The sequence below is a fragment of the Desulfonatronum sp. SC1 genome (assembly GCF_003046795.1).
Classification (GTDB): domain Bacteria; phylum Desulfobacterota; class Desulfovibrionia; order Desulfovibrionales; family Desulfonatronaceae; genus Desulfonatronum.
Map to the genome: position 1 here is coordinate 1 of NZ_PZKN01000057.1, position 7,925 is coordinate 7,925.

At 54.9% G+C, this 7,925-nt stretch carries 4 protein-coding genes; all 4 read right to left on the minus strand.

Annotated elements, in window-relative coordinates; genetic code table 11:
- On the minus strand, positions 1–2,153 hold a 2,153-nt coding region (locus tag C6366_RS19415), incomplete at its 3' end, for a choice-of-anchor J domain-containing protein (protein ID WP_146164920.1).
- 419 nt (positions 2,154–2,572) lie between these two features.
- Positions 2,573–4,189 (minus strand): GLUG motif-containing protein, encoded by a 1,617-nt coding sequence (locus tag C6366_RS18135; RefSeq protein WP_107740562.1) that lies wholly within the window; start codon positions 4,187–4,189, stop codon positions 2,573–2,575.
- Between the two features lie 36 nt (positions 4,190–4,225).
- On the minus strand, positions 4,226–4,708 hold the full coding sequence (locus C6366_RS18140) for a hypothetical protein (RefSeq protein ID WP_146164921.1): 483 nt from the start codon (positions 4,706–4,708) through the stop codon (positions 4,226–4,228).
- A gap of 333 nt (positions 4,709–5,041) precedes the next feature.
- A complete protein-coding gene (locus tag C6366_RS18145; RefSeq protein WP_107740566.1) occupies positions 5,042–7,903 on the minus strand; it encodes an S-layer family protein in 2,862 nt (953 codons plus the stop codon).
- Positions 7,904–7,925: the final 22 nt, after the last annotated feature.

A 7,925-nucleotide genomic window follows, 5' to 3' on the forward strand; every position in this document is an offset into this window, starting at 1 on the left:
CGGCTGAAATTAGCCCGCAGGGTGCGGTTGCCCGTGACCGTGAACGAGTACTGCGCATCACAGGAAACCACGGTGCTGCCCTCGGTCCAGTTGACAAAGACATGTCCCGGGTTGGCCGTGGCCGTGACCGTGGCGGTTGAACCGTGTGCATAGGTCCCCGCGTTGCTGGCCGTGCCTCCGGTCCCGGCAGTGGGGGTCACTGTGTAGGTGTTGATCTGGTATTGCGCCGTGACCGTCAGATCGCTGGTGATGTTGCTGAAGTCCACATCCCAGCCAGTGAAGGTGTAGCCTTCTCGGCTTGGGTTGGCTGGTGGGGTAGCATCGCTGCCGTGGGTTACTACCTCGGTTTTCAGTACCGTGTCGTTATAATCCTTGAAGATTACCGTGTGCTGGTTGAGCGCCTGGATATATGCCGGCCGGCGCAGGGTGGACACTGTGACGCCGTCGCGCGTCTGCAGCGTCACCTGATAAGAACCGGCATCCTGGTAGGTGTGCGCCGGGTGCTGCTCCGTCGAGCCGGCGGTGTCGAGCCGCCAGACATCCCGGCCCATGCTGCCGGAGACGTTTCCGCCCATCACCACCACGGCGCCATCGGCCAGTACGCCCGCGACAAACTGCATCCGGGCGGGCCATTCGGCGGACTCCGTGACCTGCGTCCACGTCGCGCCGCCATCGGTCGAACGCCAGACATCGTTGCGGGACGGGCCGCCATCGCTGCCCCCCAGGAGCACCACGCTGCCATCCGGCAACGCCATGCTTTGGTGATTCGAGCGCACGGGCCATGGGGCATCAGCGGTGACAAGGTTCCACGTCGCGCCGCCATCGGATGAGCTCCAGACATCGTTGGCGCTCCCCGGATGATCGGGAATCTGTCCGCCCATCAGCAGGATATCGCCATTGGGCAGGAGTGCGCTCGAATGGGAGGACCGCGGCCCCCAGGGTGCAGCGTCGGTCAGTTGCGTCCAGGTTGCACCGTTGTCGGTCGAGCGCCAGACATCGCCGAGTTCGGGCGGGTTGATGCCCGAATGGCCACCCATGATGACGATGCTGCCGTCGTGGAGCGCCTCGGCGGCGAAATAACCGCGCGGCGACCAGCCTGCGTTGTCCGTCATGCGCGTCCAGCTTTCGCCCTTGTCTTCCGAGAGCCACACCTCGTTGGTGTTGGCGTCTGCCCATCCACCCATCAGGACGATTTCCCCGTCGGGCAGGGCCACGAGACCATGGCCTGTGCGGGCTTCCCATTCGGCGCCGCCGGTCATTTCGGTCCAGGCAGTTCCGCCATTGGACGAACGCCAGACATCGTTGGTGCGCCACGGACTCACATTCACGTAACCGCCCGCAATTACGATATTGCCATCGGGCAATACGGCTGCGGCGAATTTGTCGCGCGCGGGCCAATCCGCCGCTGCATTTACGCTCTGCCAAGCCCCCGCAAGGTTCTCATCGCCAAAGTACCAGGCCCAGCCAGAGGGGTTTCCTGTGGACTCATCAGCAAACTGTACATCAATGGGCGGAAGTCCGGATGTGGGCGTACCGGAAAAAACAGCCAATAGAGGTTCACGTGGCTGGAAGAATACATCATCAATATGCCAACTAGTGGCATCAAGTCCTTCATATCGAAAAGCCAAGTATATATTCTTTTCTGCATATGATGCCAGGCTAAGGGTTTGCTTGCGCCATTCAGCAACAGAAGGCCCAAACTCCTGGAGCTCGACCCAGTTTGTCGGTGGGTTTTCGCAGTCTGACACACAAGCCCACATGCTGTGTTTAAAATAATTTAAATTCCATGATGAATATTCCCAAAAAGAAATTTCATCTACTGCGGAAACATAAATTTGTGGTGTGATCAACCATGCATCCGCAGCATGATTGTCCCATCGATGCATGGCGCTGTAGCTACCTGTTTTTGCTTGTGTTGATGTTTTTTCCCATCCGCGTCCAGAGATGGTATGATATGTCCATTCTGATGGTGGGAAGCTTAATTCAAAACTTTCATCTATATTTGCTTTTGCAGCAATTGTTGAGAAGATTGTAAAAAAAATGAATAATGAAATAGAAATAATAATTAATCGTAAATTAATATTCAATATTTGAAAGTCATAGTCACAATATTTTCGTAAATAAATATTTTTTTTCAAGCATTCATTTTTCATAAGTGCATCTCCTGATTTATGTTAATAATAATATATATAATTCGTAATCAAATACAAATTAATAATTTTAAGTATAATTTTTTAATGCCAAACAACATTATTAGTATATATTGCATGATTAATAAATTAACAAAATGATATATTAATCAAAAAAGTAATTGCTGTATAAGAACAGAAGAAATTGTTTCATTATTGAGTATGCATTTTATTTGCTGTTTTATATAGGGGAAAAAATATTTATAAATCATGATTGATAGATATGTTTTCCGAGCCAGTGCAGTCAAGTTAGCCTGAAAAAGTTCAGTGACATGAGCATGACAGGCGAGATTGTGCGTCGGAACAGGAGGGGGCTGGGATGCACCCCTCCTGTTTTTTACGTCCGGCCTCCTTTTGGGTGGCGTTGGATAATGCGGACAGTGTCATTCATCCAAGAGCAACAGCATCACTCCGGGCAGGGTGATAACTTCTCGGAAGTGGGCTACCAGGTTGCGGATTCCGGTTGCATAAAACTTGTATGTTGCCCCGGCTCCATAAATGACCTGGCCGTTTTCGGTCCAGTGGCTGAAGGCGAAGCCTCGTTTAGGTATTGCTCTCACTGTTACCCATGTGTTGTGGACGAACGTATTCCCGCCGATAACCGTCCCGTTGGGACCGGCGGTATTAACGGATACCAGGTAATTAGTGGTGTTCCGGGTATATTGGATCGGATACTGGTTCAGTTCCCCCTTATGGACCACTCTATTTTCATTGCCCTTGGCATTCCATCCGGCGACAATGCTGAACTCCAAAGCATAACTGCCTGCCTCAAGTCCATATTCCATACCGTCCGGCCCGCTTTGCCGCCAATTGGTCTCCCCGACTCTGCGCCACCAGGCATTGGCAGGCGTGATGTCAACTTGCAGGTCCCCGGATTCAAACTCCTGCCACAAGAGGTACGGATAGCCGTAATTCTTTCCAGAATCGATGCCCCAAACGGTGTGGAAGTCCCAATCAACGAAGGTGGCTTGTTGTATCATTTCTGTGGTAGTCTTTGGAGTACCTTTGCCAACGTCGCTTTGCCCCGTGGTTTGCGAGTCGAAAAAGCTGTTGGGCATCGTGCCGGAAAATCTGTTTTCTCCGATCAATCCCCCGACATTGCTGGCGCCACTCACAGGGCCGGTGGAGTAGCTGTTGATGATTTCCGTCCAATTGCTTCCGACCAGCCCTCCGACTTTGTCATCGCCGGTTACCTCTCCGGTGGCATAGCAGTTGCTAAGCATTACGCCTTCGTAATACCCGACCAGTCCTCCGACGCCGTTATTTCCAGTTACTTTTCCGGAGGCGTAGGAGTAGCTGATCATGCCATCGTTGAATCCGGCCAGACCTCCGAGGTGATAATTGCCGGTTACATCACCGGCGGTGTAGCTGTTCATGATCGTGCCACTGCCACCGTTATACCCCACCAGCCCGCCATGATTACCATCAGGCAATTCACCGGCTAATACCGCGGCGGTTGAAGAGCAGTTGCTGATAGAACCACCATTGCTTCCCATCAGTCCTCCGACATATCCTCTACCGGTCACCGTGCCGGTGGTGAAGCAGTTTTCAATACTACTGCCAACATCCTGTCCAACTAGTCCGCCGATAAAACGTGCTCCGGTTATATTCACATCGGTTACGCCCAGGTTCTTGATCGTGGCACCATCCGTATATCCGAACAAACCCTGATAATCAGAATCTCGGTTGATGAACAGGCCGTTGATCACGTACCCGTCTCCGTCAAAGGTGCCAGTAAATGGGCTGGAGAAGTCCGTACCAATCGGCTCCCATCCTTCGCCCTGATTGTACGGAGCAAGGCCCAGATCAATGTCGTTGATCAGGATGAAATGCGAGTCGAGGTGGTTACGTACGGCGTTGAGTTGCCCCGGCGTGGAGATTTTCCATGGGTTTTCAGAAGTCCCATCACCACCTGAATAAACAACCTGGGCAAATGTCGAACCGCTACATATTAGAATGGAAGCCATGAAATAGAATGCCAGGAAGTGTTTAATTTTCATTTAAACCTCTCAGTTTCTGGTTAAGCGATGTCCTGATCAACGTTGTACCCCTCGTTTGATTTCTACCATGCAACGGGTTAGAAAAAGGTTAGAAAAATCGTGCATGGCGATGTTTTTTGAAAACAACCTGCGGACATGAATGTCTCCCCGGATCGCGATGACCAATAGGGATATTTTGACCAAGATCACGCCGCCCCAGACCCCGGAGTAGGTCACCGTGCCCAGGGATGAAATACCGTCGGCAGACAGACCGCCATCTTCAGCCACGGGCTGCACCGGACGGCCTCCGGCAAACTCCACCCGCAGGACGCGGTCCAGCCCGGCAACATATACGGAGTCCTTACCGAACCCGATGACATGGCCCCCGGAAGCGAACTGGAGAAGATCGTCCCTATCGGCGTTCAGGCCAAAAGACTTGCCCGGTGTCTGCCGGTCGTGCGGCACGGGATGATGTGCGAAAGAGGATGCGGACAAGAAAAGACCGGCCAGAAGGACAGTGAGCGTGCATAGGTTATTCATGGTTCGGGCCTCCAATGCAAAGGCTGAAAGAAAAAAAAGCAGGCGAAAAGAAACATAAACGCCCATCCCAGCCATACAGGCGAAAATGGGCGCAGTTCAACAGGCCAGTGTTTCCAGGCCATGGACGAGAGTCCAGGCTCCGCTCCAGGCGGGCGGTTCTCGCAGGGAGGCGGCCAGGTCCGCTTGTGAGCGTCAATGCGGGATGTCATCGCGCTCTCTTGTTGCGTGCTCTTTGCTTCCCTGTGTAAAAATAAAAAAACGCCCGTCGCGGGAAAAGGCGAAGCGGGCGTTTAGGGGCGGATTAGTGTCTGGACTAGGGATGTGCCTTGCGGGCTACTCGTCCAGCAGGAGCATGAGCACGCCCGGCAGAGATGTCTTCGCGCCTCCATAGGTTGCCGTTACTGACTTGTTGCCGTTCATGGTTACGGTGCAGGTTCTGGCGGACTGGTTCGTCGCATCACACCCGGTCCAACTGACGAATGGAGCTCCTTCGCCGACCGCTGGCGCGGCCAGGATGATCTCAGTTCCGGGTGTGATTCTCGGCAGGGTGTAGTTTGTTGTGCCGCCGTAAATGGACTGGTTGCCGGTGATTGTCACTCCGGATGCGCCTACAGAGCTTACAGCCAAAGAGTAATTTGTAGGCGGCAGGTCCTTATAGGTCGCTGTCACCGTGATGTTGGAGGCGGGCATGGTGACGGTGGTGGAGGCGCTGTTCACATCGGCAACATCCCCGACCCATTTGTCGAATATCCTCCCCGCAGCCGGAGGGTCGGCCTGGATATTGACTACAGTCCCGACGGCATACTGACCAGATCCTGAGCCGTTGTTCACGGTCAGCCCATATGTCGCGGCTGTCCACTTGGCATAAAGGGTAACCGAAGCGTTGACTGGATATGTCGCGCCTTCGGCATAGTCCGTGCCGTTGCCGTTGGCTTGCGTGTTCCAACCGGAGAAGTTGCTGCCGGTGCGGACCAGATCGCCGGTGTTGTGGCTCAGGGACAGGGGTTCGTCATGAAATTTGACCTGCGGGCCAGGAACATTTCCTCCGGTTGCCTGGTTGGCATCGTAGGTAACAGCATAAGAAGCCATGATCTGCCAAGCTTTCCCGGCTTCCATACGGAGACCCGGATAGGGCTGCCCTGTGTATGCATCGGTGGCTTCTTCAATGTCCCAGCCAGCATCAGCAAAAGTCGCAAGCAGGCGCATCTGGGTCGTGGTCTTACCCGTGCCGTCCGCGCTGGTTGTCAACTCGGAGGTCTGGGTATCCCAAAAGGAGTTGGTCACGGTGCCGCTAAGCCTCGATCCCACCAGTCCGCCAAAATCTTCGTTTCCAGTCACTGCCCCGGTGGCGTAGCTGTTGGTCACGCTGCCAGAATTAGAGATATATCCAACTAACCCGCCGACTTTATTATCTCCTTCAACCAGCCCTGTAGCGTAGCTGTCAATTACTTCACCCTGGTAGATAGAGCCCACAAGCCCGCCAGTTGCATCTGCATTTCCACTCACATCGCCGGTCGCATAGCAACTGTTAACGCTTCCTCTGAAAAAATAACCTACCAACCCACCAACCAATCTGTTTCCGCTCACCTCATTTGTGGAATAGCAATTGTTGATCTCGCCGGATTGATTAACTCCCACTAGACCGCCAACATCAGAGCCGGTTCCACTCACCGTGCCGGTGGCGTAGCTGTTGCTGATCGTGCCATCATCTTGATTTTCGCCAACAATTCCACCGACCTCATTCGTTCCAGATACTGCGCCAACAAAGTAGCTTTCGCTGATCGTTCCGCCAGTATTTTGGCCTACAAGTCCGCCGGTTTTGCTATTATTTCCTTTTACCGTGCCGGTTACGTAGCAGCCACTGATCGTTCCACCAGTGTAGTTGCCCACCAGCCCACCGACGGTCTCCATTCCGGTAATATCAATATTTGTCAGGGCTAAGTTCTTGATTGTCGCGTTATGTGTTGAACCAAACAATCCTTGTCGGCTATCGTCTGGCCTGTTGAGAAACAGTCCGTTGATCACGTTCCCGCCTCCGTCCACAGTCCCTGAGAATGGGGTCGATTCCGTGCCGACAGGTATCCAGCCTTGTCCTTGATTCCATGGTTCAACGTCCAGATCAACGCTTTGGGACAATGAGAAGTGTTTGTCGGGAAACAAGCGGATCATATCCAGCTGCTCAGCCGAGCCCACGTGGAAAGGGTGGTCCGCGCTGCCGTCCCCGCCAGGAAAGAGCGGGGTGAAATTCGCTGTCAGGGTACGGTCGGAGGTCACCTCAAAGGTGTACTCCAAGTCCGTGGACACCACGCCATCGTTTTCAGTCCAACTTTCAAACCGGAAACCAACGGCGGGTTCAGCGATGACCGTGGCGTTCTGACCATGCTCATAAGTACCGCCGCCACTGACCATGCCGCCGGTTTCCGGTTGGGCAAGCACCGTGACCTGTCGTGGGTTGGTGAGATGGCGAGGATAATCCGCTCCCACCTGAATCCACCAGATTGTGTCAAAATCCCAGGTTTCATAGCTGGCCTGTTGCTGCATCTGTTCCGTTGTCCGGCCCGTGCCCGCGGAGCTGCTGCTCGGGCCTGAAGTCTGGGTGTCCCAGTAGCTGTAGTTGACCTGACCGCCGGAGACCAGGCCCAGAAAACCGCCTACGGCGGACCAACCGTTCACCGCACCGGTGCTGTAGCAACGTGAGATGGTGCTGGCGTTGAGCTGGCCAGCGAAGCCGCCGGCTCGTTGACCACCGCTCACCGCGGCCCGGCTGTAGCCGTCGGCAATGACCGACCCTCCGCCAACAAATCCGGCCAGTCCTCCGGTGGAGTATGAGCCGGAGACACTGCCGGTGCTGTAAACCTGGCGCAGGTCCGCTAAGTTGACCACCTGACCGGCCAGTCCGCCGGTCTGGTTTCCACTGCTTTGGACCGCCGCATCGGCCGAGGCCAGGTGCAGCAGGCCGCCGCTGAACATGCCGAACAATCCGCCGACGTTCGTTCCCCCGACAATCTGGCCCCCGCTCAGCACGACCCGCTGCACGGCGCTGCCCGTAGACTCGCCCGCCAAACCGCCCGTGAAGTCCCCGCCGGTGATGTTCTGACCCGTCAGCACGGCCCCGGCAATGGTGCTGTCCCCCTGGATGCGTCCGACCAGCCCGCCGGTGTAGTCCGAGCTGCCGGCAACCCGTTGGCCGGTCACGGCCGCGTCCGCAAAGGAGCTG